At 66.1% G+C, this 23,856-nt stretch carries 18 protein-coding genes and 1 pseudogene; 10 read left to right on the top strand and 9 right to left on the bottom strand.

The window, feature by feature from the left end; all coding sequences use genetic code 11:
• Nucleotides 1-50: 50 nt before the first annotated feature.
• Nucleotides 51-932, bottom strand: a complete 882-nt coding sequence (locus ACDH77_RS15345; RefSeq protein ID WP_005915798.1) for an outer membrane protein assembly factor BamD — start codon at nt 930-932, stop codon at nt 51-53.
• Between the two features lie 121 nt (nt 933-1,053).
• Between ACDH77_RS15345 and rluD the strand changes: the two genes are divergently transcribed.
• Genes rluD through ACDH77_RS15325 form a run of 4 tightly spaced genes read left to right on the top strand, consistent with a single transcriptional unit; the run spans nt 1,054 to nt 3,811 of the window.
• Entirely contained in the window at nt 1,054-2,049 is a 996-nt protein-coding gene (rluD, locus tag ACDH77_RS15340) for a 23S rRNA pseudouridine(1911/1915/1917) synthase RluD (RefSeq protein ID WP_218488480.1), read from the top strand.
• Nucleotide 2,050: 1 nt separating this feature from the next.
• Nucleotides 2,051-2,863: a peptidoglycan editing factor PgeF gene (pgeF, locus tag ACDH77_RS15335; protein WP_218488481.1), complete on the top strand. Its 813-nt coding sequence runs from the start codon at nt 2,051-2,053 to the stop codon at nt 2,861-2,863.
• A gap of 2 nt (nt 2,864-2,865) precedes the next feature.
• Entirely contained in the window at nt 2,866-3,390 is a 525-nt protein-coding gene (locus tag ACDH77_RS15330) for a DUF4166 domain-containing protein (protein ID WP_008577794.1), read from the top strand.
• Complete coding sequence (locus ACDH77_RS15325; RefSeq protein WP_033479391.1) at nt 3,377-3,811, top strand: thiol-disulfide oxidoreductase DCC family protein; 435 nt, start codon at nt 3,377-3,379, stop codon at nt 3,809-3,811. The genes ACDH77_RS15330 and ACDH77_RS15325 overlap by 14 nt, the downstream gene beginning before the upstream one ends.
• Nucleotides 3,812-4,013: 202 nt before the next feature.
• On the opposite strand, the gene ACDH77_RS15320 is transcribed toward ACDH77_RS15325, so the two are convergent.
• The 6 genes from ACDH77_RS15320 to ACDH77_RS15295 form a co-directional block, all read right to left on the bottom strand.
• Nucleotides 4,014-5,882, bottom strand: a complete 1,869-nt coding sequence (locus ACDH77_RS15320) for a methyl-accepting chemotaxis protein (RefSeq protein WP_218488482.1) — start codon at nt 5,880-5,882, stop codon at nt 4,014-4,016.
• A gap of 714 nt (nt 5,883-6,596) precedes the next feature.
• Nucleotides 6,597-9,035 carry a glucose/quinate/shikimate family membrane-bound PQQ-dependent dehydrogenase gene (locus tag ACDH77_RS15315; RefSeq protein ID WP_280304307.1) on the bottom strand — a complete coding sequence of 813 codons (2,439 nt, stop codon included), beginning with the start codon at nt 9,033-9,035 and terminating at the stop codon, nt 6,597-6,599.
• Nucleotides 9,036-9,664: 629 nt separating this feature from the next.
• On the bottom strand, nt 9,665-11,032 hold the full coding sequence (gene otsA / locus ACDH77_RS15310; protein ID WP_008577799.1) for an alpha,alpha-trehalose-phosphate synthase (UDP-forming): 1,368 nt from the start codon (nt 11,030-11,032) through the stop codon (nt 9,665-9,667).
• The gene (locus tag ACDH77_RS15305; RefSeq protein ID WP_057681820.1) at nt 11,029-12,807 is read right to left on the bottom strand and encodes a glycoside hydrolase family 15 protein; all 1,779 of its coding nucleotides are present in this window, start codon (nt 12,805-12,807) and stop codon (nt 11,029-11,031) included. The genes otsA and ACDH77_RS15305 overlap by 4 nt, the downstream gene beginning before the upstream one ends.
• 48 nt (nt 12,808-12,855) lie before the next feature.
• Nucleotides 12,856-13,614: a trehalose-phosphatase gene (otsB, locus tag ACDH77_RS15300; protein WP_065627904.1), complete on the bottom strand. Its 759-nt coding sequence runs from the start codon at nt 13,612-13,614 to the stop codon at nt 12,856-12,858.
• Nucleotides 13,615-13,727: 113 nt separating this feature from the next.
• Nucleotides 13,728-16,163 carry a TonB-dependent siderophore receptor gene (locus ACDH77_RS15295; RefSeq protein ID WP_029820051.1) on the bottom strand — a complete coding sequence of 812 codons (2,436 nt, stop codon included), beginning with the start codon at nt 16,161-16,163 and terminating at the stop codon, nt 13,728-13,730.
• Nucleotides 16,164-16,382: 219 nt separating this feature from the next.
• Between ACDH77_RS15295 and ACDH77_RS15290 the strand changes: the two genes are divergently transcribed.
• The 5 genes from ACDH77_RS15290 (at nt 16,383) to ACDH77_RS15270 (ending at nt 21,726) form a co-directional block, all read left to right on the top strand.
• Nucleotides 16,383-16,856: a DUF3574 domain-containing protein gene (locus ACDH77_RS15290; protein ID WP_029820050.1), complete on the top strand. Its 474-nt coding sequence runs from the start codon at nt 16,383-16,385 to the stop codon at nt 16,854-16,856.
• Nucleotides 16,823-17,887 carry an XAC2610-related protein gene (locus ACDH77_RS15285; RefSeq protein ID WP_372353534.1) on the top strand — a complete coding sequence of 355 codons (1,065 nt, stop codon included), beginning with the start codon at nt 16,823-16,825 and terminating at the stop codon, nt 17,885-17,887. Before ACDH77_RS15290 ends, ACDH77_RS15285 begins: the two co-directional genes overlap by 34 nt.
• A 137-nt stretch (nt 17,888-18,024) precedes the next feature.
• Entirely contained in the window at nt 18,025-19,626 is a 1,602-nt protein-coding gene (locus tag ACDH77_RS15280) for a hypothetical protein (RefSeq protein WP_031423843.1), read from the top strand.
• A gap of 8 nt (nt 19,627-19,634) precedes the next feature.
• Nucleotides 19,635-20,792 carry a lysozyme inhibitor LprI family protein gene (locus tag ACDH77_RS15275; protein ID WP_031423842.1) on the top strand — a complete coding sequence of 386 codons (1,158 nt, stop codon included), beginning with the start codon at nt 19,635-19,637 and terminating at the stop codon, nt 20,790-20,792.
• A 115-nt stretch (nt 20,793-20,907) separates the two neighbouring features.
• Entirely contained in the window at nt 20,908-21,726 is an 819-nt protein-coding gene (locus ACDH77_RS15270; protein ID WP_031423839.1) for a DUF3014 domain-containing protein, read from the top strand.
• Between the two features lie 226 nt (nt 21,727-21,952).
• Here ACDH77_RS15270 and ACDH77_RS15265 read toward each other — a convergent pair whose 3' ends face one another.
• Both ACDH77_RS15265 and ACDH77_RS15260 read right to left on the bottom strand, forming a co-directional pair.
• Nucleotides 21,953-22,660: a glutathione S-transferase gene (locus tag ACDH77_RS15265; protein ID WP_031423837.1), complete on the bottom strand. Its 708-nt coding sequence runs from the start codon at nt 22,658-22,660 to the stop codon at nt 21,953-21,955.
• 44 nt (nt 22,661-22,704) lie between these two features.
• Nucleotides 22,705-23,031, bottom strand: coding sequence for a GIY-YIG nuclease family protein (locus tag ACDH77_RS15260; RefSeq protein ID WP_031423835.1), 327 nt, complete (start codon nt 23,029-23,031; stop codon nt 22,705-22,707).
• Nucleotides 23,032-23,210: 179 nt separating this feature from the next.
• Between ACDH77_RS15260 and ACDH77_RS15255 the strand changes: the two are divergent.
• Nucleotides 23,211-23,737, top strand: a pseudogene (locus tag ACDH77_RS15255) (ATP-binding cassette domain-containing protein); the annotation flags it as partial.
• Between the last annotated feature and the right edge of the window lie 119 nt (nt 23,738-23,856).

Below are 23,856 nucleotides of genomic sequence, written 5' to 3'. Positions count from 1 at the left end.
AAAAAAGAGGCCTTTCGGCCTCTTTTCGGTCGTGCGCTGCGCCTGATATCTCAGTCGCGATTCATCTGCGAATTGCTCTGCCCGGTCGCGGCAGATTTTTCGCCGGCAAACGGGTTGAGCTTGCGGATGGCCCACGGGTATTTCGGCCAGTTGCCGGTCAGCCACGGATGCTGCGGGTCGTTGAGCTCCAGCACGCGGCGTGCGTCGGCTGCCAAGGTCTTGTTGCCCAGGTGCGTGTAGGCCTCGGCCAGTACCGCGACCGCGTCGTACTGGAAGGCGCTCTGCGGATAGGTTTCGAGCAGGTAGTTGGCACGACCGGCGGCCGACACCCAGGCATCGCGGCGCAGGTAGTACAGCGCGTTGTCCAATTCGTGCTGGGCGAAGATGTCGCGCAGCTCGATCATGCGCTTGCGTGCGTCGGCGGCGTAACGGCTGTTCGGGTAGCGATCGGTGACGGTATTGAAATCGTTGTAAGCCTGCTGCGGCGAAGACAGGTCGCGGCGGCTCGGGTCCAGCGACCACACGCGGCGCAGGAACACCGTGTCGCGGTTGCTGTTGGCCAGGCCGCGCAGGTAGTACAGATACGAGATGTTGCGGTGGGTCGGGTAGGTCCGGATGAAGCGGTCGACGCTGGAGACCGCGTCGTCGTGCTTGCCGGCCTTGTACTGGGCGTAGGCGGTTTCGATCATCGCCTGCTCGGTGTACGGGCCATACGGGTACTGGGCGATCAGGCGCTTGTAGCTGGCTTCTGCGCCGGCCCAGTTGCCTTTCTCCATCAGGTTATGACCCTTGCCGTAGAGCTGCTCGACCGGCATGCCCTCGTCGGGATTCTTGTCCTTGGCGCCGCGGTGGCAGCCGGTGACGACGAACGCCATGACCAGCATGAGGGCAATCAGGCGCGCAGGCGCGGAAAACGTGGACCGTCGGATCATGGGTCTGGGCAGGACGCATCAGGAAAACGAGAGCGCGATGATAGCCTAGTGGCCTGTCCGGCGACTGACTCCCGCCGCCCGGACCCCCAAATTCCCGCTTTTTGCCCGAGTGCCCGTGTCCATGTCCGACCCATCTGCCGAACCCCTCGACCCGTCCATCCGCCAGGCGATCGTGCCCGACAATGCCGCCGGACGCCGTTTCGACGCAGTGCTGGCCGAGCTGTTCCCGGAGTTTTCGCGCTCGCGGCTGTCGGAATGGATCAAGTCCGGCGACGCGCTGCTGGACGGTGAAATGGCGCGCCCGCGCGATACCTTGCGCGGCGGCGAGAGCGTGCAGCTGCAGGTGGTGCTGGAAACCCAGACCCACGCCGCGCCGCAGGACATTCCGCTGAGCGTGCTGTACGAAGACGAGCAGGTGCTGGTGATCGACAAGCCGGCCGGCCTGGTGGTGCATCCGGGCGCCGGCAATCCGGACCAGACCCTGGTCAATGCGCTGCTGTTCCGCGACCCGGCGCTGGCCTCGGTGCCGCGCGCCGGGGTGGTGCATCGCCTGGACAAGGACACCAGTGGCGTGATGGTGGTGGCGCGCACCGTGCAGGCGCAGACCGCGCTGGTGGAGCAGCTGTCCGCGCGCGAGGTGCATCGCCAGTATCTGGCCGTGGTGGTGGGCGCGCTGGTCTCCGGCGGCACCGCCAACGCCCCGATCGATCGCCACCCGCGCGACCGCCTGAAGATGGCGGTGCGCGACGACGGCCGCGATGCGGTCACCCATTACCGCCTGCGCGAGCGTTTCCGTGCGCACACCGCGCTGGAATGCCGGCTCGAAACCGGGCGTACCCACCAGATCCGCGTACACATGGCGCACCTGAAGTCGCCGATCGTCGGCGACCCGCTGTATGGCGGCGCGCTCAAGCTGCCCAAGGGCGCCACCGATGCGCTGGTGCACGAACTGCGCAGCTTCAAGCGTCAGGCGCTGCATGCCGAAACCCTGGAATTCCTGCATCCGGTCAGCGGCGAGCCGGTCCGCGCCAGTGCGCCGGTGCCGGCCGATCTGCAGCGCCTGATGACCGTGCTGCGCGAAGACAGCGCACGCGCCGCCGAGCTGGCACGCCGCTGAGATGCCCATGGCTGCGCCCTTCACCCTGCCAGCCGACTGGCCGGCGCCACCGCGCATCCGTGCGCTCACCACGCTGCGTCACGGTCTGGGCGGCTCGCTGCCGCCGTTCGATACGCTCAACCTTGGCAACCGCAACAGCGCCGAAGGCGATGTGCCCGAGCAGGTGGAGCGCAACCGGGCACTGCTTGCCGCGGCACTGCAACTGCCGAGCTCGCCTCAGTGGTTGCGGCAGGTGCACGGCGTGGACGTGGTACGGGTGGATGCACCGCCCGCTGCACCCGATTCCACCGACTGCGCGGCGGATCAGCCGCCAGGCGCGCACGAACCGGTTGCCGATGCTGCGGTGACCTCGGCGCCTGGCGTAGTACTGGCAATCCTCACGGCCGATTGCCTGCCGGTCGTGTTCGCTGCCGTCGATGGCAGCGAGGTCGCTGCTGCGCATGCCGGTTGGCGCGGGCTGGCCGACGGCGTACTGGAGCGCAGCGTGGCGGCGATGCGGACGCCACCGCAGCAACTGGTGGCCTGGCTGGGTCCTGCCGCGGGGCCCCAGGTGTATGAGATCGGCGAGGACGTGTTCGGCGCCTTCGTTGCGCACGATGCACAGGCGCAACAGGCGTTTGTCGCCACGCGCCCGGGGCACTGGCGGGTGGATCTGTATGCGCTGGCACGTCAGCGGCTGCAGCGGGCCGGTGTGCCGGCCGCTGCGGTGTATGGCGGCGGGTTGTGCACCATTTCCGATCCGCAGCGCTTTTTCTCGCATCGCCGCGATCGCCGCAGCGGACGCATGGCCACGCTGGCCTGGATCGCGCCCTGAGCGTGCCGCTGTTCGCACAGGTGCTGGGGCAGGACGCGTTCGCGCAACTGCCTGCGCCGGTGCGCGCGCTGCATTCGGTGCAGCAGCGGCAGACCTTCGCCGGCCGGGCCAGGATTCAACGCGGCACGCATGCGCTGGTTCCGTTGCTGGCGCTGCTGAGCCGCTTGCCGCGCAGTGGCGAGGTGGCGGTGGAAGTGGATTTTCTGACCGACGCGCGCGGCGAGCGCTGGCATCGGCGCTTTGATGGCATGCCGATGCATTCGCGGCTATGGCGTCATGGCGCCAGCTTGCGCGAACACCTGGGCGCGGTGCGCTTTGAATTTTCGCTGCAGGCCGATGCGCAATCGTTGTATTGGCAGGCCACCGGCGTGTGGGCGTTCGGGATGATTCGGTTACCTGCCCGCTGGTTCCGGCAGGTGCGCTGCCGCGAGCATGCCGACGGCGGCCGTTATGCGTTTCTGGTGGACGTGCAGTTGCCGCTGGTAGGACCGTTCATTCGTTATGAGGGCTGGCTTGAACCGCGCTGATCAATCGCCTGTTGCCCCACCTGCGGCGCGGGCCACCATCGTCTTCGATGGCGTGTGCCTGCTCTGCAATGGCTGGGTCAAATTCCTGCTGCGCCACGATCGGCGTGGGCGCTATTGCTTTGCTGCCATGCAGGGGCAAGCCGGGCGCGCACTGTTGCAGCAGCACGGTCTGGATCCGGACGACCCTTTGTCGTTTCTACTGGTGGACACCACCGGTGCCTGGACCGATAGCGACGCGATCGTGCGCGTGCTTGCGGGATTGGGCGGGCTCTGGCGGCTGAGCGAGGCGCTGCGCCTGATCCCGCGTCGCGTGCGCGATCTCGGCTACCGGCTGATCGCACGCAATCGTTATCGCTGGTTCGGCCGCAGCGATCACTGCATGCTGCCCACGCCCGAGCAGCACGCGCGGTTTCTGGACTGAGGCAGTGCACCCGGCATCGGGGCGCTGGCCTGAGGCGCGCTGCATCGCATTGCGATGCAATTCACTGCGAACCTACGCCGGAACGAGGCGACGCGGCGCATCGCTCGGCTGGCCTCAGCAGCGCAGCTGTTGATGGATGGCATTTCCGCAGAAACCCGGTCGCGCCCGGGTGCGCTCCTACGAATCGCTGTGCATGCCAGGCTTATGCCGCGTTGTGGAAGCTGGCGCGCGCGACGTGGGAAGCGCCGGGACGGGTGTCGGATTGCAGGCGGAAGATCGAGACTGCATCGGCCAGTTCCACGGCCTGTTCTTCCAGGCTGCGCGCAGCGGCGGTGGCTTCTTCCACCAGCGCAGCGTTGCGTTGGGTCACCTCGTCCAACTGCGCGACCGTGCGGTTGACCTGCTCGATGCCGCTGGACTGCTCGGCGCTGGCCGAGGTGATCTCGCTCATGATGTCGGTGACGTGTTTGACCGAGCCGACGATCTCGCGCATGGTCGCGCCGGCGCGGTGCACCAGGCCCGAACCCAGTTCCACCTTGTCGGTGGAGTCGGCGATGAGCGTCTTGATTTCCTTGGCCGCATCGGCCGAGCGCCGTGCCAATGCACGCACTTCCGAGGCAACCACCGCAAAACCGCGGCCCTGTTCGCCGGCACGCGCGGCTTCCACTGCGGCGTTGAGCGCCAGGATGTTGGTCTGGAACGCGATGCCGTCGATCACACCGATGATCTCGCCGATCTTGCGCGAGGCGGTGCTGATCTGGCCCATGGTGGCGACCACCTCGTCCATCACCTGGCCGCCGCTCTGCGCCACGTCGCCGGTGCCGACGACCAGGCGATTGGCCTGCAGCGCGCTCTCGGCGTTTTGCTTCACGGTGGAGGTGAGTTCTTCCATCGAGCTGGCGGTTTCTTCCAGGTTGGCCGCCTGTTGCTCGGTGCGCTCGGAAAGATCCATGTTGCCGGCGGCAATTTCCACTGCGGCCTGGCGGATGGTGTCCGATGCGGCCTGGATGCCGCCGATGATCTCGGTGAGGCGGGTGACGGTCTGGTTGGTGTCATCGCGCAAGCGCGCGAAGATACCGTGCGCATCGCCGTCCACACGCTGGGTGAGATCGCCTTCGGCCAGCGCGCCGATCACGCGCGCCAATGCGGCCAGATGGGTTTCCACCGAGTCGTAGATGCGGTTGATGCCTTGCGCCAGGGTCAGCAGCACACCGTCCATGCCATCGATCTGCATGCGACGGCTGAAATCGCCGGCCGAGGCGGCGTCGATGATCTGGATCAGTGCCTGCTCGGCGTTGACCTGCGCGGTGACGTCCATCCACTGCGCGATGGTGCCGAGCTTGGTGCCGTCGGCGGCGATGATCGGGCTGTACACGAAGTCGATCTGGCGGCCGAAGAATGGCGCACGCACGGCCTTGGAGGCATTCAACGCGCGCATGCGGTCGATCGCGGCCTGGCTGTCGGGATAGATGTCGCCGATGCTGCCGCCGACGAAGCCTTCGGCATGGAAGCTGGGACGGAAGCTCTGCACATCCGGCTCGATCAGCTTGAGCATGGCGAGCAGTTTGCGGTTGGCAAACAGCACCTGGCCATCGTCGTCGGCGATGCGGATCATGGTGTCCAGATCGTCCAGCGCCTTGATCACGAACTGGCCATGGCGCAGGCCTTGCTCCATCACATCGATGCGGATGGCGAGCTTGTCCTGGGCATCCTGCAGCGCGTGCAGCAACGGTGCGAGGTCGCCGGAGGCGTTGCGCAGGTCCAGACGCTGGGTGCGTCCTTCGCCGATCGCCACCACCGCACGCATTGCCTGTTGCAACTGCGTGTCGTGACGCCGGCGCGACCACCACCAGAGCCCGGCGCTCGCCGCGCCCAACACCAGCAGGGCGGGCAGCACGCGTCCGAGCCCGCTCAGCAAGCTGCCGGGTACCAGCGTGGCGGCATAGCAGGCCAGCAACGCCAGCAGCGCGACATGTGCAGCGGCGGGCAGCCATGCAGTCCAGGTGGCGCGCGCAACGTGCCGACCAGCGGGCGGTTGGGCAACGGGGGCGGCATCGTGTGCAAGCGACATAGGCTGAGTCCAGCTGGATGATCTGAGAAGGGGGAGCGGCATCGGCAGTCCATGGCCCGCAATGGGGGTATCGGCGGCTGAGTCCGAATCATGATGATGTGAAGGTGCCGTTCGTCGGAATGTGACAACCAGGTCCCGAAATGGCGTGATGTCCTTGATATGAAAGCGATTTCAGTTCGGCAGGGTATGCGTGCCCGTGGCGATCGACGCGCGAGTAAGTCGACTCAATTGTAAATTCTGCGTGAAAAGCGCCCGCGCGAGCGAATGCCCGGCATGTCAGCGAACTGCTATTGGGGGCGGGCAAATCCCATCGAAGTTGGGGCTGATTCGGTTGCCAACGGCCTGCGCCTGGATTCGCACTTGCGCAGCATCTGACTGCCGCATGGGAGCGCCATCCTGGGAGGTTGGCCTGGGTTCGGACGTCTGAAACTCAGGTCCGACAGCAAGCGCGTTGACCGCGCGTCATACGCTGGGCCGACATCGCCGGCTTCGCCCCCACGTGCCTTCGCCGTAGCGGCAAGCGCGCACAAAAAAACCGGCCGTCTCGCGACGACCGGTTGATTGGTGCATCCGTCGGCCCTGGACCGACGGCAGGTGGCCTATGCGCCGGAGCGCAGCCAGGCGGGTGATGCGCAGCGGCCAAGGCAGTGCAGACTGCATGCGCTCATGCGCGTCGGCGTACCGCCTGGCCGCATGGTGCTTGGAGCGCTGCCGTTACTTGGCAGGCGCGGCCTGCGCATCGTCCGGCAGGGCCCAGGCAATGACGCTGTCGCCCGACTTGGTTTCCATGCGGTCGTGTCCACCGACGGCGGCCACGATGTATTGCTTGCCGTTGATGGTGTAGCTCATCGGCGCTGCCTGCGGGCCGGCGGGGACGCGGGTCTCCCAGACCTGCTTGCCGGTGCGGGTGTCGAAGCCGCGCATGAAGTCGTCCAGGGTCGCGCCGATGAAGGTCACCCCGCCAGCGGTGGCCAGCGAGCCGCTGTTGTTGGGGGTGCCGATCTCGAACTTGGTCTTGGACGGAATGCCCATCGGCCCCTGGTCGTAACCGGTGCCCAGCGGACGGCGCCAGATCACCTGCTGCGTGCGCAGGTCAACGCCGGCGATGTAGCCCCACGGCGGGGCCACGCACGGGGTGTTGAGCGGCGACATCCACGGCTCCTTGCGGGCGCCGTAGGCCAGGCCCTTCTGTGCCATGTAGCCGGGCGTCTTGCTCTTGCCGTCGAACACCGACACCACGCCCAGCTCATTCATTTTTTCGCGGGTATACACCTGCAGGGTGTACGGCAGGCGATTGCTGTTCATCACCATGATGCCGCGCTGCAGGTCCACCGAAACACCGCCCCAGTTGATGCCGCCGTGGTTGCCGGTGAAGGCCAGCGACCCCTGCAGGGTGGGCGGGGTGAACATGCCTTCGTAGCGCAGTTGCTTGAACTGGATACGGCAGACCAACTGGTCGAACGGGGTCATGCCCCAGGCATCGGATTCGATGATTTTTTCGAACTCGCGGCTCGGCGCGCCCACAGTGTTGGGCATGCCCGGCGAGATCGGTTGCGTGGCAGCGGTCCAGTCGCCGTGGTCGGTTCCCTGCGGTACCGGGATCTGCTTGACCGGCATGATCGGCTCGCCGGTGGCGCGGTCCAGCACGAACACCTGGCCGGACTTGGTGGCCTGGATCACCGCAGCACGCGTACCGCCGCCAGCGACCGGCCAATCGACCAGGTTCGGCTGCGGGCCGATGTCGTAATCCCACAGGTCGTGGTTGACGGTACGGAAATGCCAGCGTTCCTTGCCAGTAGCGGCATCCACCGCAACCAGCGAGGCGGTGTATTCCTCGTCCTGCGGGGTGCGGCCCTTGCCGAAGAAATCGCCGGACGCATTGCCGGTGGGCAGATAGACCAGGCCCAGCTCGTCGTCGGCGGCCATCAGCGACCATACGTTCGGGGTTGAGCGCGTGTAGGTCTGGCCGGCCGGCGGCTCGGCGGTGATCGCCGGGTTACCCAGGTCCCAGGCCCAGCGCAGCTGGCCGGTGAGCGCATCGAAGCCGCGCACCACGCCGGACGGCGCATCGCCTTCCTGGCCATCGCGGACCTGGCCGGTCGGCTGGATCACCACGCCGCGCATCACCACCGGCGGCGAGGTCGGGCCGACGAAACCCGGCTTGGTGTTGCCGGTGCCCGCATTCAGATCGACATAGCCGTTGTTGCCGAAGCTGGTGCACAGCTTGCCGGTCTGTGCGTCCAACGCGCCAAGGCGGCCATCGACCATCGGCCAGAAGATCCGGGTCGGGCACTCGGCGGTGCCTTCGGGCGCTTGGTAATACGACACGCCACGGCAGGTGGTGGCAGCCACGCCCGCCATCGCCTTCGGGTTGGTCTGCGGATCGAAGCGCCAGCGCTCCTTGCCGTTGGCTGCTTCCACCGCGATCACCTTCTGGGTGGGGGTGCAGATGTAGAGCAGGTCGCCGACCTTGAGCGGGGTGTTCTGGAAGGCGTAGCCCAGCTTGGAGTCCTTGGGCTTCAGGTCGCCGGTGTGGAACTCCCACGCAACCTTGAGATTCTTCACGTTGTCCGGGGTGATCTGCGCGCCGGGCGTGTAGTGGTTGGACAGATTGGAGCCCGCATAGGAGGTCCAGTTGCTGGCGTCGTGATTGGCCGCGACGTTGCCGTCGGGGCTGGGCACGGTGCCGCGGCTGAAGGCCGTGGCGCTGTCGGCCGGCAGCTTGGAGGCATCGGCCAGCTCGACATTGCGCGGCATCAACAGCGGCCACAGGATCAGCGCCGCACCCAGGATTGGCAGCACGCCGGTCACCAGCGCATAGCCCAGGCCGGACACCGGCTGCATGCGACGACGCGCCACACCCCAGAACGGCAGCAACACCAGCCCTAGCACCGACATCATGGCCAGGCGCGGCACCAAGCCCCAGCCATCCAGGCCCACTTCCCACAGTGCCCAGGCGATGGTGCCGGCCAGCGTGGCGCCAAACAGCCACAGCCCGGCGCGCTTGCCCAGCGCGAGCAGGACGCCCGCCAGGAACAGGGCAATACCCGCGATCAGGTAATACCAGGAGCCGCCGACGGCCACCAGGCGGCCGCCTTGATAGGCGAGCACCGCGCCAAGCACGGCGATCACCACGGCATAGGCCACCAGCAACCAGGTGCCTAGCCCACGTTTTGAGGATTGATCAGTCATTTTGAGATGTCAGGAAGGACTCGGGCACCAGCGAGCGGTGGCGAGTCGTGGAGGGAGAGCGATCGCAGGCGCCATCACGCGGCCCGGATCCAGAGACGAACGTTGAACGCTATGAACGCGCAGCCCCTCCCAGGGTCCTCAGCGCTAATCATGTGAATATTTTAGACCCCCACACGCCCTTTGTCCGTGACGGAATAGGAACCAGCGTTCCAACCTGCACGTTTGGCATAGCGGAAACATGCGGATGTCGAACGCTTTGCCAAGTGCGGTCCGCTGCTTGCAGAGCCGGGGTCGACATGCGCTGCTGCTCAGTGCGACCACGATGGAAGCGCATGGCGTAGCGGCGCACGTGGCGTTGCCTGTGACTGCCGTGTCGAGTGCAGCGACAGGCTATCGAGGTCCGAGGTATTCATCCCCTTGCGAGCCGGGGCAGCTTGGTCGGACATCGCCGCGGCTCGATGTAGCTGCATCATGCAGGAAGTCCTCCGGGAACTACGGACTTCAGGCTGATTGCGCCGTGCCTTCATCGGCCTTTCGGCCACTTTCTTCCTCATGAAGCAGGACAATGTCGCGGCGGAAGAAGGTTTGCCCTACACCTCAGAGAGCGCTTGCAGATAGCGCTGGCGCCAGTGGTTGATGTTGTTCTTGCGCAGGTGGTCCATCATTGCGTGCCAGCGTTCGATGCGGCTTGCCAACGGCATGCTTGCCGCTGTGGCGATCGCGTCGGCCACGCCGTCCAGATCGTGCGGGTTGACCAGCAGCGCTTCCTTCATTTCATCGGCTGCACCTGCAAACAGCGACAACACCAGCACGCCCGGGTCTGCCGGGTCCTGCGCGGCCACAAATTCCTTGGCAACCAGGTTCATGCCATCGCGCAGTGGCGTGACCAGACACACCGAGGCCGCGCGATAGAAGCCTGTCAGCGTGGCATGGCTGAAGTTCTGGTTGACGTAGCGCAGCGGCGTCCAGTCCGGCTCTGCATGTCCGCCATTGATGTGGCCGGCGATCTGTTCGAGCTGGCTGCGCAATTGACGGTATTCGGTGACATCGCCGCGCGAGACCGGTGCAATTTGCAGATAGGTCAGGCTGCCGGATTGATCCGGATACCGCTCCAGGTAACGCTCGAAGCCCTGAAAGCGCTCCGGCAACCCCTTGGAATAATCCAGGCGGTCCACGCCGATGGCCAACTGTCGGCCACGCAGGCTTTCGCGCAGATCACGCACCGCCTGCTTGCCGGCAGAGGCCTTGGCCTGGTGGGCAATCAGGTCGGTATCGATCCCGATCGGGAACGAAGAGGCGGTGAAGCGGCGTCCACCGGGGCCTTCCACCAGGTCGCCTTCCAGAATGCGGCCACCGCCGAACAGGCGTACATAGGCCTTGAAACGTTCGGCATCGCGCTGGGTCTGGAAGCCGACCAGGTCGTATGCGTAGAAGGTACTGAACAGGCGCGCGTGATCGGGCATGGCCTGCACCAGATCGGCCGACGGCATCGGCACGTGCAGGAAGAAACCCATCTTGCAGCCCACGCCCAGCTCGCGCAGCATCGCGCCGAGCGGAATCATGTGGTAATCGTGGATCCACAGCGTGTCGCTGTCTTTCAGCAGCGGCGCGAGTTTCTCGGCAAACAGCCGGTTGACGCGCATATAGCCTTCGCGGGTAGCGCGATCGTAATCGACCAGGTCCAGGCGGAAGTGCAGCAAGGGCCACAGCGTGCGATTGGCGAAGCCGTTGTAGTACGAATCGATGTCGCGCTTGTTGAGGTCCATGGTGACGAAGGTGATGTCGCCTTCGGTCTGCTCGTGCATGCCGCCGCTGTCGCCGCGCACGGTCTTGCCGCTCCAGCCGAACCACATGCCGCCGCGTTCCTTGAGCGCCGCCAACAGGCCAACTGCCAGGCCACCGGCGCGGGTTTCGCCGGGCACCGCAACGCGGTTGGATACCACCACCAAACGACTCATGACGCCTCCTGCCAGCTCCGCGACAAGCGCATCGCTGCGATGATCAAGCCAACATGCGAATAGGTCTGAGGGAAATTCCCCCAGGCTTCGCCGTCCTCGAACGATAGATCTTCCGACAGCAAGCCCAGGTGATTGCGGCGCGAAAGGATGCGCTCGAACAATTCACGCGCCTCTTCCTTGCGCCCGATCGCAGCCAGTGCATCGATGTACCAGAAGGTGCAGATGGTGAAGCTGGTTTCCGGCTCACCGAAGTCATCCGGTGCGATGTAGCGGTATAGCGCATCGCCGTGCTTGAGCACGCGACCGACCGCCTCGACCGTGCGCACGAAGCGGCTGTCGTCGTTGGCGACGATGCCGATATCGGCCAGCAGCAAGAGCGATGCATCGAGCCGGTGGCCGCCGAGGGTGTCGGTGAAATGGCCGCGCTCCTCGCTCCAGGCCTCGCTCAACACGCGTTCGCGGATGCTGTCGGCACGTTCGCGCCAGTAGCTGCTGCGCTCGGGCAGCACCAGCCGGTCGGCGATCTTGGACAGGCGATCGCAGGCCGCCCAGCACATCGCCGCGGTGTAGGTATGCACTTCGGCACGGCCGCGAAATTCCCACAGGCCGGCATCGGGCACGTTATGCAACGCATAGGCGCGCTCGCCCAGCGGTTCAAGCCGGCGGAAGGTGTCGGCATCGCCTTGATCCTTCAGGCGCAGGTCGAAGAACAGCTGTGTGGACGCCAGCACCACGCTGCCATAGACATCGTGCTGCTGCTGGATCCACGCCAGGTTGCCGCGCCGCACCGGGCCCATGCCGCGGTAGCCGGCCATGGTATCGACTTCGTGTTCTTCCAGTTGCGATTCGAAGCCGATGCCGTACAGCGGCTGCATGGTGCCGTCGGTAGTGGCGATATTGAAGATGTAGCCGATGAACTGCTCCATCGTGCGGGTCGCGCCGAGCCGGTTGAGCGCACGCACCACGAAGGCGGCATCGCGCAGCCAGCAATAGCGGTAGTCCCAGTTGCGCGGCGTGTTGGGCGCTTCCGGAATCGAGGTGGTCATCGCCGCGATGATCGCGCCGCTGTCTTCGTACTGGCACAACTTCAGCGTGATTGCGCTGCGAATCACCGCTTCCTGCCAGTCCAGCGGAATGGACAGGTAGCGCACCCATTCGCGCCAGTATTCTTCGGTGCGTTCCTGCGCTTCCTGCACGTAACCGGTGAGCGAGCGGGTCAGCGATTCGTCCACGCCCAGCACCAGGCTCACCGGATGGCTGAGCACGAACGGCAAGCCGTCGCGTACGAAGCGCACCGGCACATCGGTGGTCAGGCGCAGGGTGAATTCCGGCAACACCCAACGGATGTGATTGCTGCCCCAGGTGGTGTCCGGCGTGCGGCCGCCCCAGTCGGCCAGCGGGCGGGCGCGCACGATGATGCGCGGGTTGCCGCTCAGTGGCCGGATCTGGCGGATGATGCTCACAGGCCGATAGAAGCGTCCGTTGTTGCGCCAGCGCGGCGCGAAGTCGATGACTTCCAGCTCGCCACCGTGGCTATCGCGCAACACTGTGCGCAGCACGGCGGTATTGGGCAGGTAGTGCTGCTCGCTGCTGGCGAAATCTTCCAGTTCCACGGCAAAGTCGCCGCCTTCGGTCTTGGGCGAAAGCAGCGTGCAAAAGGCCGGGTCGCCGTCGAATGCCGGCAGGCAACTCCACACCACACGTGCCTGCCGATCGACCAATGCACCGAAACTGCAGTTGCCGATGACGCCCAGATCCAGGTTTGGCTCGGTCATGGAGTGCAAACGATCCTGTTGAAGTGAATGAGAGAAGGTGCGCTGTGCTCAGCGGCTGCGTGCGTTGCGTTGCAACCACGCGTGTACGTCGGCGGTGCCACCGACGCGAAAGCGCGCGCTGGTCTGTGCGCGATCGCCGACCAGCACGCTCCAGCCACCGAGCCGGTTGGCGGCGTCGAAGCCGAATTCGTCGGTGAGGTCGTCGCCGACGAACACCGGCGTGCGGCCGGCGAAGGTGCCGTGCTGCATCAGTTGCTCGACCGCCAGGCCCTTGTTGCTGCCTTCGGGCACGAATTCCACCACGTGGTCGCCTGGCTGCAGGCGATAACCGGAAAGCTGTGCAATTTCCTGCTGCGCGAAGGCGAGCACCTCGGGGCCGGCCTGCGGCCGGGCGCGCCAGTGCAGTGCCACGCTGGCACCCTTGTCTTCGACCAGCACGCCTGGATGCTGGTGCGTCAGCGCGGCCGCGCGTTGATGCAGGCCGTGCAGCCACTCGGACGTGTCCTGCGGCATGGCCGCGCGTGCCGCGAGATCGCTACGCAGTTGGTGCCCGTGCAGACCGGCGGCCGGCAGCAGCAATGGCGCGAACAGGGCGTCCAGCTGGGCAAGCGGCCGGCCGCTGACCAGCGCAACGGCGCCGTTGAGACGCTCGCTCAGCAGGCCGATGGCCTCGCGCACTTCGGGCAATAGCTTCACCGCCTCGGGGCGGTCGGCAAAGTCGATGAGGGTGCCGTCCACGTCCAGAAACAATGCACAGGCATCGTCCAGCAATGGCGGCGACGGTAGGGGGGAATGCGCGTCTGCCATTGCGCTAGTGTGCGCAATGGGGTGTGAGATTCAGGTTATGGAACGGCGGAGATTCGTGAGTCGGGATTGGGGATTCGCACGAAGTACGATGTTTGCCAATCCCGAATCCCGAATCAGAAGCTGTACCGCACCCGCCCATACCAATACGCGCCGTTGCTGCCGATCGGCGAGAGCACGTCGTAGGGCAGGTTGCCGAAGTAGGCGATGTCGTCGATGGAACGGTCCGAGTAGTTGTCCAGGATGTTCTGCCCGCCGATGGCCAGCGTCCATTGCGTGCCCAGGTGATATTCGGCTTCCAGGTCCAGTTGCCACTCGGCGCCGTAGGTCTGGCGCGGCACGAAGCCGCCACCGAAATCGAACACGCGCGTGGCGCTGCCGTAGCGGTTGACGCGAGTCTGCAGGTTCCAGTGCTCGTTGCTCCAGTTCGCGGCAAGCGAGGCGCGGGTGCGCGGTGCGGCGTCGGTGAGCGTGTTGCTTTCTTCCACGCCGAACAGCACGTACTCCGGGTTCAATGCGAGCAACTGGGCCGGGGTGGCGATGATGTTTTCCAACTCGGTCTTGGCATAGCTGTAGGTGCCGGTCAGCAGCAGGTCGCCGCCGAAGGCGTACTGACGCCAGTTGGCAACCAGCTCGGCGCCGCGGGTGCGGGTATCGGCGGCGTTGAGGAAATAGCTGGCGCTCTGCACGCCGGTGACGCCGTAGTTCTGCTGCACGAAGCTGGTCAGCGCATCGCCGGTGATGTCTTCGGACAGCGCAATGCGGTCGTCGATATCGATCTGGAAAAAGTCCAGCGACACGTCGAAGTGATCGCCCAGCTTGCTGGTGAAGCCCAGGCTGTAATTGACCGACTTTTCCGGCTTCAGATCGGTGGCGCCCAGTCCGCGCGCGATGGGGTTGTTGACCGACAGCAGGCGACCCTGGGTCAGGCGGCCGGCGGCGTCGTAACCGGTGGAAGTGGCTTCATAGCCGATCTGGCTGAGCGAAGGCGCACGCACGTTGTTGGAGATGGCGCCACGCAGCGCAAAGGCCGGTGCGAATGCGTAGCGTGCGGCCAGTTTGCCGGTCCACTGGCTGCCGAAATCCTGGTAATGCTCGTAGCGGCCAGCCAGGTCGGTGGAGAACTTGTCGCCGAACTGGCTGGAGACGTTGGCGTAGGCGCTGGCCACGTTGCGCGACAGGTCGGCTTCGTCCTGCGGGGTGAGCCCGCCGCCGGCCTGCGAGCCGGTGGGACGATCGGTGAACGGGCCGGCCGCGTAGCTGGCCGGATCGCCGGCGTGGGTGCGGTATTGCTCGCGGCGGAACTCGGCGCCGGTGCCGAAGGTATGGGTGGCGCCGGCGGCGTCGAACACGCGGGTCAGGTCGAAATTGCCCACCGTCTGCGCGAAGGCGAAATCACCGGTCTTGAAGCGTGTGGGGCTGCCGGGTCCCAGCGATGCATTGAGCGAATTGCGTAGCCGGTAGGTGAAGTCGTTGCGGCCGTAGTTGACGCTGGCGTCGTAATCCCAGCTGCCCCATTGCCCGCGCGCACCGGCCACGAGTTGCAGGTCGCGATTCTCGCCTTCGGAGATCGGGCGGTAGCCATTGGGGTAGATCTCGCGCCAGTTGGCGCTGCCGTCCGGGTAGCGGAAGTAATTGGCGCCTTCGGTATCGCGCTGGTTGTAGGTGCCGAAGGCGTAGAACTCGCCGCTGGCGCTGAATGGCACCTTGGTGTTGAGCCAGGCATTCAGGCCCTTGTTGGCGCCATCGCCGAGCACGTAATTGCGCTGGCCCCGCAGCGCCAGATTGGCCGGGGTCTGTTCTTCGAACGAGGGAATCTGGTCGAAGCCGGCGCGGTTGGTCGCCTCGCGGTTCTTCAGCTCCACGCCGACCTTGAAGAAGCCGCCGTCGTCGCCCAGCAGCGTGCCCACCTTTGCGCTGGCATAGCTGGTCTGGCCGTCGGTGACGCGGCGGTCGATCGGCTTCACGTCGGTGTTGTAGGCGCCGAAGCTGGCTTCCAGTTCGCCGCGCTCGGGGTTGTCGTCCAGGATCACGTTGATGACGCCGGCAATCGCATCCGAGCCGTATTGCGCGCCGGCCCCGTCGCGCAGCACTTCGATGCGCTTGATCGCGTTGATCGGGATGGAATTGAAATCCACCGGCGTGGTGCCCTTGCCGATCTTGCTGTCGGTGTTGACCAGCGCCGAGGTATGGCGGCGCTTGCCGTTGACCAGCACCAGCACCTGGTCGGGCGAGAGCCCGCGCAGCTGCGCGGCGCGGATATGGTCGGCGCCGCCGGAGTTGGACTGACGCGGGAAGTTGAAGGAAGGCAGCAGCGCCTGCAGCGCGCTGCCCAACTCGCCGTTGACCACGCCGGCCTTGCGGATGTCTTCGGCGGTGAGCACGTCCACCGGCACGGTGGATTCCAGCACGGTACGGTCGCTGGCACGGGTGCCGGTGACGATCACGGTGTCCAGGGTGGTGGCACCGGCATCGGCCTGCTGGGCTTGCGCGTTGGCGCTGAGCACGGCGGCGATGGCCAGGCCAATCACCGAAAGGGTGGGGCGGGTCATGCTGTTCTCTCTCCTGCAACTGCAACGCGCCGCGCGGTCGGCATCCGGCCGGGCTGGGGCGCAAGGGGGCGGATCGTCCACATTCATCCGGATGGAAAGATATTATCGCGTTGTTCAGGGCGGCGCGAGATGGCACAGTGCGTCCGCGCCGGCATGAGCTGATATCGGCCTTGCATGAGCCTGCCCCAAGTGCCCCCCAGACCTGTTGTGGAGAAGTCGATGAAGTTGCTGCCGTCTTGCCTGCTTGCCGCCATGCTGGCGTTGACCGCTTGCGCCACCACGCCCGGCACCGTGCCGACCGCGACCACTGCCAGCCTGCAGGGCGATGCAGCGCGGCCGGCGGCGGCACGGGGTTGGGTGCGCAGCGAGTTGTATTTCGGCGTGGGCGAAGAATCCGGCCCGGCCGACCGCCCGCAGACCCGCACCATCGACGAAACCCAATGGCGCGCGTTTCTGGACAAGGAAGTGACCCCGCGCTTTCCCGATGGTCTGACCGTGTTCGACGCCTACGGTCAATGGTTGTTCCGCGGCGCAAAGGAGCCGAACCGGCTGGGCACCAAGGTGCTGGTGATCCTGCACGAGGACACCCCGCAACGGCGCAACGACATCGAAGCGATCCGGCTGGCCTGGAAGCAGGCCACCGGACACCAGTCGGTGCTGTGGTCGCGGCAGCCGGTGGAGGTGTCGTTCTGAGTCCGCTGGCCGGCTTGCGCACCGACAGGTCCGTGCAGTTGCCGACCGCCACGCTCGCCAGCGTCGATCGGCGTATGTCGCGCGTCTTCATGCATTGGCGGGCATCGCGTGCGCAGCCGGCGAGCGAGTGTCTGCGCACCGCTTCGAGCCAGCTGCGCATGCGCCTTGGCTTCTTGCATTTGTCGCCCGTCCGCGCCGCTCGCGCACTGTTGGTTGCGATGGCAGGCGGGCTGGCGTTCGGCGCTGCGTCAGACGACACAAGCCTTCGTCTGACGCTGGATGCGCAGACCCGTGCGACCGCCACCTTGGTCGGCCAGCGCCTGCATATGGTGCTGTCTCCCGGCGATGCCGAACAGTGGTTCGACGCGAATGTGGACGATGGCGAAGGCGACGTGCAGCTGCGCAGCGACGACTACAACTTCGACGGGCGCCCGGATCTTGCGGTGTCGGCGATGCTGGGTCAGGTCAACGAGGCGGTCTGGGTCTTTGTGTTCGATCCTGCACAGCGCCGTTTTCATGCGCTCGCTGCACCGACGCGCCCGGCGGTGCAGTGCGAGGGATTCTTCAATCTGGTTGCCGATCAACAGCAGCGCAGCCTGACCAGTTCCTGCCGCGGTGGGCCGATGTGGTATGCGGATGTCTACCGCTACGACGCTGGCGGGCGGTTGTACGTTTGGCGGACGCAGCAGCGGATCGAGTCGCCGCAGATCCAGGCGTTGCTGGATTCGGGAAGCGAGGATGGCATGCCGCTGTCGGTGTGGCCGATGTACGACCCGCGCGGCGTCAAGGTGGCAAGCGAAATCGGTACCACGCTCGAGGAACCGATGCCGGTGCAACTGCACGTACAGGTGAGGCGTTTGCCGCTGTACGCCACGCCGACGGCCACCGTCACCAAACGCTATCTGGTGCGCGGCGATCAGGCCGATGCGCTGGACGTCAGCGCCGATGGTACGCGGTTGCAGGTGCGTTATCGCAGCGCCGGCCGCAGCGACAGCGTGGGCTGGATCGAGGTGGATGCGGCGATGCAGTAGCGGGCGATGGCGCCGGGCTGCCTGCTCACGGACAGCCCGACGGCCCCTGGCCACGACACGCTCTGATCCACCGCGCCGCTGTCGTCCCCGCAATGCAGCGGCTACCATCGGCCGACCCCCACGCTTCTCTGGTTCTCATGTCGGCTCCCTCTTCGCGTCCTGCGGCTGCGCCGCGCTGGTTCGTCGCTGGCGATCTCAATGGTTTCTTCGGCCTGGTGGTCGACAACCTGTCTATCCTTGGCTTCATCGCGATGGCCCTGGTCGGCATCTTCCAGTTCCCGGCCGACGTCGTGTTCCAGCGCATGTTCCCCGGCACCGCGTTCGGCGTGCTGGTGGGCAACCTGCTGTACACCCTGATGGCGCGGCGGCTGGCCGCACGCACCGGGCGCGACGACGTCACTGCCATGCCGCTGGGCCTGGATGCGCCCACCAGCATCGGCATGGCGCTGCTGGTGCTCGGCCCGGCATTTGCCGGCTTCAAAGCGCAAGGGCTGGATCCGCAGGCCGCCGCGATCGCCACCTGGAAACTGGGCATGGCCGCGTTGGTGGTGATGGGCCTGCTCAAGCTGGTGCTGTCCTTCGCAGGCGAAGCGGTGACGCGCGCGCTGCCGCGGGCGGCCCTGCTCGGTTCCATCGCCGGTATCGCGCTGGTGCTGATGGGCTTGCTGCCATTGCTGGAAACGCTCCGTTCGCCGGTGGCCGGCTTCGTTACCTTGGGCCTGCTGCTGTATGTGCTGCTCGCCAAGGGCCGCCTGCCGACCAAATTGCCCGGCGTGCTGGTGGCGTTCGTGATCGGCACCGCGTTGTATTACGGGCTTGGCCTGGCGGGATTGGGTGCCCCCGGCTTCGCCTTGCCGGCGTGGAATCCGCCGCAGATCGTGCTGCCGCTGCCGACGCTGGGCTTTATCGACGGCCTGCCGGCCACGGTGGCGTACCTGCCGTTGCTGCTGCCGTTCGGCTTGTTGATGGTGGTGGGCGGCATCAACGTCAGCGAGAGCGCGCGCGCGGCCGGCGACGATTACCGCACCCGCGACATCCTGCTGGTGGAAGCCTTGGCCACGCTGGTGGCCGGCGTCTGCGGCGGCGTTGCGCAGACCACGCCCTACATCGGCCAGCCCGCGTACAAGCACATGGGCGCGCGCTCCGGTTACACGCTGCTGACCGGGGGGTTCATCGGGATCGGCGGCATGCTTGGCGTGATCAGCGGCTTGGTGCAGTGGCTGCCGCTGGCCGTGCTGGCGCCAATCATCGTGTATGTCTCCATCGACATCACCACCCAGGCATTCCAGGCCACGCCCAGGCAGCATTCCGGTGCGATGGTGCTGGGCTTTCTGCCGTCGGTCGCGTACCTGCTGACGATCAAGGCGCCGGGCTGGATTGCACCGGATCAGCTGGTCGCGCTGACCACCAAGGTCGATGGCCACGGGTTGCCGGAGCTGGCAGTGATCTTCGCGCTGGGCAATGGCTTCATCATCACCGCGATGCTATGGATCGCCACGGTGGCGGCGATGATCGACGGCCGCTTGCGACGCGGCGCGGCGTTCCTGCTGGTAGCTGCCGGGCTGACCCTGTTCGGCCTGATCCACTCGGTGGACCCGCGCGGCGGCATCTACCTGCCGTGGTCGCTGCAAGGCCTGGCGCGGGTGATCAGCTGGCAGTTCGTCGGTGCCTATGTGGCGCTGGCGGCGACGCTGCTGTTGCTGTCGCTGCTGCCGGCGCGCAAGGAGGCGTTGCAGTGAGTTATCGGATGCGTGTCGTGCAGAGCATTGTGGCTGGCGCTTTGGTGCTGAGCGCTGGCGCCGCATGGTCGGCGTCGTTCGACTGCAAGCAGGCGGGCACGCCGGTGGAAAAGCGGCTGTGCGCGGTGCCGGCGCTCGGCCAGCTGGACGATCAGCTGGATGAGGCCTACCGCGGCGTGCTGGACACCACACCGCGCGCCTCGCTCACCGCAGTGCGCGATCAGCAACGCGCCTGGTTGCGCCAGCGCAATGCCTGCGCGCAGGACGCCAAGGTAGATGCCTGCCTGCAACGCAGTTTGAAGACCAGGATCGATGCGCTGGGCAAGACACTCGACGCCCAGCAGCAAACGCTGGACCGCATCATCGCCAGCATCCCGAAAACGCCAGCGGACGCTGCGCGCCAGTTGCAGGGCTACGACGCGCCGCTGGCATCGGCATGGCTGGCGTATCTGCATGACTTCGTGCCCGCCGCTGGCGTGGATGCGGCGTTGGCGAGCGCGCGTTTTGAAAGCGCACGCAAGGCGTTGCGCAAGACCGACGATTTCGCAGCGTCCTTGCTCGACGATGTGGAAGGCGCGCCTGCCATGCAACAGCAACAGCGTGTGCTGACCTTGTTGCGCATGTGGATCGAGCGCGAAGATCGTTCCGAGCGGCCGTATGTGCATTGCTTCATCTTCGCTGCAGTGGGCGAGCCGGCTTATGAGGCGTTCGGCCCGCTCTATGGTTCGACACGCGACAGTTTCGCGCCGATCTGCGAGCCGCCCGGTGGGCTGTTCGCGCGACCGAGCTGGAAACAGCTGGATGACGGATTCGCAGGACTGATCGAAGCCTTGAGCAAGGACGCAGGCACCATTCGCTATGCCAGCTACGCCGAGTGGCAGATCATCGCGCTCCGGGCTGCCGTGTCGCCGGCACTGTATCTGCAGCCGGAGTTGCGCAAGCGCTACGGCAACGATCCGGATCAGGCGATAGCTGCGTGGTCTGGCGACGACAGCGACTGGCCGGCGGCCGAGCGCAACGCTGCGCGCGCGCTGTTGCCGAAGGTGCGCGCAGAGACGGCCGCCTGGCTGGTAAGCGAAAAGCACATGCCGGCCAGGCAGGCCGAACAGGTTGCCGCTGCAATTGTCGCGGCTTGGGTGAACGCGCGATTGGATTTCGCCGGTTAAGCGGCGTGGATCGCGCAGCAAAGCTGCGGCTCAACGAGCGACACCGTAAATCGATGGAACCACCGCAGCATCCCACGGTCACACACTGGATGTTGTCGATGTCAGGAGTTCCACGATGCAAAGCAAATCCTCGCGCTGGCCGTGGTTGTTGGCGGTCCCCTTGATCGCTGGCGCCGCGTGGTGGCTGTTCAGCGGCCCGCCAGATTCGCAGGGCACCTTGCCTGCACCCATCAGCCGTACCGCCAGTGCCGTGGCCGCTGCGGTCAGCCCACAGCCGACGCCGGCCAGTGGCGAGCCGCGTCATCCGGTGCCGGCAGCATCGGCCGACGCTGCCGATGCTGCGATTCCTGCGTTGGCGCAAAGCGACGATGCCGCGTGGCAAGCGCTGCGGGCGTTGGTGCAGGACGATGACGCGTTGTCGATCGTGTTGCGCAAGCACCTGATCGAACGCGTGGTGGTGATGATCGACAACCTCACCCAACCCAGCATCAGCCGCCGTGCCTTGGTGCTGCAGCCGGTGCCTGGCGAGTTGCAGGTGGCCGGCACAGGCGATCATCCGGTGCTCGATCAGGCCAATGCGGCGCGCTATGCACCTTACGTGGCCGCATTCACCAGCGTGGATGCGCAGGCCATGGCGCGCAGCTATGTGCGCTTCTATCCACTGTTTCAGCAGGCGTACGCGGATCTGGGCGCGCCGGATCGTTACTTCAACGACCGCGTCATCGATGTGATCGACCACTTGCTGCGCACGCCTGAGCCGACGCAGCCGATCGGCGTGCAACGCGACGACCGTGGCCGCTACCGCTTCGTCGACCCATCGCTGGAATCGCTGTCGGTGGGGCAGAAGGCACTGCTGCGCCTGGGGCCGACGCAAGCGGCTGCAGTCAAGGCGCAACTGCAGCGGATTCGCACGGCCTTGCTGCAGGGGCGCTGAGGCCGCTGGCTTCCCGCTACCGGAGAGCGAACGCCGCATGTCAGGCGACCTGCGGCCTTCGCACCTGGGTGGGTGCGTACGTGCACGACGTAACGCTGCACGCGTCGCTCAGGGTCAGGTGGCGTTGTTGCGTGATCGATCGCAGCAATCAGCACCGCGTGCCGCGCCGCACCCTCATGCGGCGCCAGCCTGTTGCGACCGGCCGCAGCGCCCTCGCTGCCGCTGCCTATGCCGCATCCAGCTCCGGGTAATGGCGGAAGATGCCGTTGGTATTGAAGGCCACGCGTCGTTCGGACGCCAGATAGGCCGCAACGCGCGGCCGTTGCGCCACGTGCCGCTGCAGCGCCTTCAGCCCTGGCAAGTTTTTGGCCAACGTCGCCATGCGTCTGGGGAACATGTACTCCAGGCCACTGAACAACTGGAACAACGATAGATCCACGTACGAATGCGTGCCGAGCACGTGCGTACCGCCAGCCTGTTGCAGTACCTGCTCGAAATAGCCCAGGAATTTGGGCAAGCGGTTTTCACGCAGGTCCTGCGCACGCTTGGCCGCTTCGGCTTGTTGGTCTTCGTAATACAGGCCGGTTGCGATCGGGTGGTGCGTATCGTGCACCTCGGCCACCAGATCGGCGATGGTCAGCTGCAATTGCAGCGCCTGTAGCCGCTGTGGTTCCGAATCGGGCACCAATTGCAGCTGTGGCCCGATAAAGTGCAGGATCGCCGCGACCTGTGCCACCACCACGTCGCCGGCTTTGAGAAATGGTGGTGCGAACGGCTGCGCGCCCACCTGCTCGCCTTGCAAAAACGCCGTCATGACCTCGTCGCCCTGGATACGTGCGACATCGGTGTAGGCCGCGCCGGCGTCTTCCAGTGCCAGTCGCACGAATTCGCCGCGGCCTTGCAGACCGGTCCAGTAGTACAGCTGATAATGCATGCGCCGCTCCGCATGTAGGGCGCTGCAGGGTAGAAAAACGACGGCTAGACGGGCGTGATCGATGCGTCAGCAGGTTGTGACTCCGCACCGTTCGGTTGTGCCTGCAGCCAGGCGAGCTTGCGCGCACGTGGCTGGCGCTTGAGCGCGCACTCTGCGCGCGAAGCGCTGGCGCGGTCCGGGTACCGGTGGCTGGCGAGCAGCTGCACGGGCGGATTGGCACGCGTGTAACGCGCACCAGTGCCACGCAGATGGGCCTGGAAGCGCCGCTCCAGATCGTTGGTAATGCCGGCGTAATAGCTGCCGTTGCGACATAGCAGCAGGTAGAGGTGCCAGGGCTTGGGAGCATCCATCGGCGCATTATCGCCACTCATGCGCGATTGCGCAGCGTGCATGCATGACAGAGCTTGGTGCATTCGCTACCGCCAACGCACCGGGACTCAATAACCACCTAAGCATTGGTTACTGGACGCTTGGGCGCCGGCAAACAGCATGCCGTATGGCATCGCTCGGTCGAGCCAGTCTTGTTGCCTGCACGCCAGTCGTGCGGCGCCGGGCCGGTCGCGCGCAGGCGCAGCGTGCGCTGGACGCGGTGGGCCTGGGCATGCGCGGCAACGCGTGGCCGTCCGCGCTGTCCGGCGGCCAACGTCGGCCGGTGGCGCTGGCACGTGCATTGGTGCATCGGCCGCGGCTGTTGCTGCTGGACGAACTGCTGGGGGCGCTGGATGCATCGAGCCGTATCGTGATGCAGCAGCTAATCGTGATGCAGCAGCAAATCGTGCGGTTGTGGCGGCAGCACGGGTTTGCGTTGGTGTTGGTCACCCACGACGTGGCCGAGGCGAGCGCGCTGGCCGATCGCATCGTGGTGCTCGATCACGGCAAGGTCGGCCTGGATGTGGCGGGCCCGTGCCGCATCCGCGTGCGCCCGGGCTGCCGGCGCTGGCGACGATCCAGGCACAGGTGCTGTCGCGTCTGCTGGGCGCGACACAGGTGCCGGAGCCAGCTGCCCCGAAGGCGCAGGCGCGCCATGCGGTACCCCGCGAGACGACGGCACAGGAAGCCTCGCCGTTGCAACGCATCCCCCAGCTCCGCGCGTGTGGGGCTCAGCTCCCGCGACCATACCGGCCCCTGCGCACCGTTTCACCCACCGCCCAGGGCGACACGCGGCGTCGCTGGCGGGTGCGTCACCCCTGCGTAGC

Source organism: Xanthomonas axonopodis pv. maculifoliigardeniae (assembly GCF_041519315.1).
Lineage (GTDB): Bacteria > Pseudomonadota > Gammaproteobacteria > Xanthomonadales > Xanthomonadaceae > Xanthomonas > Xanthomonas euvesicatoria.
This window is presented reverse-complemented; position numbering and strand designations above follow the sequence as displayed.